Below are 529 nucleotides of genomic sequence, written 5' to 3' on the forward strand. Positions count from 1 at the left end.
GAGGCCTCATCAAGCTCGCGATACGTCATCGAGCGACCGCCGCACACTAGCGCTACGGCATTCGGGGTGCGGGCCACCTGCTCGGCGAACACCGCTGGAATCGACGCCGCCGTTGACACCGTCCGGGTCAGTGCTGCCCGGTTGCCCATCTCATCGAGCCGGGCGTGCTCGCCGGCGTCGAGTACATCCACCGACGACAACAACCGGGTGGGGTCGGCGGTGAGCGCCATCAACACCCGCTGCAGCCGTGCGATCAGCGTTTCGATGCTTGCCGCGTCGAACACGTCGGTGCGGAACTCCACCGACCCGCCGATCCCGGCGGGATCGCCGGCCTGACTCCAGCGTTCGCCCAACGTAAACGTCAGGTCCATGCGGGCGACCTGGGTGTCGGCCGACAGCGGTGTGACCTGCAGATCACCCAACGCCAGCCCGGCGGGTGCGCCGTCTTCTCGGGCGAAGTTCTGCCAGGCCAACACCACCTGCACCAGCGGGTGATGGGCCAACGATCGGGTCGGGTTGAGCCGCTCCA

The 529-nt window shown here is 67.9% G+C and carries 1 protein-coding gene; it reads right to left on the bottom strand.

The genetic code is table 11. The features are described from left to right. Window positions 1–529, bottom strand: a 529-nt coding sequence (locus A5732_RS05445; RefSeq protein WP_142256562.1) for a condensation domain-containing protein, incomplete at both ends; no start/stop codon positions are given.

The organism is Mycobacterium colombiense (assembly GCF_001953985.1).
Classification (GTDB): Bacteria; Actinomycetota; Actinomycetes; order Mycobacteriales; family Mycobacteriaceae; genus Mycobacterium; species Mycobacterium colombiense_B.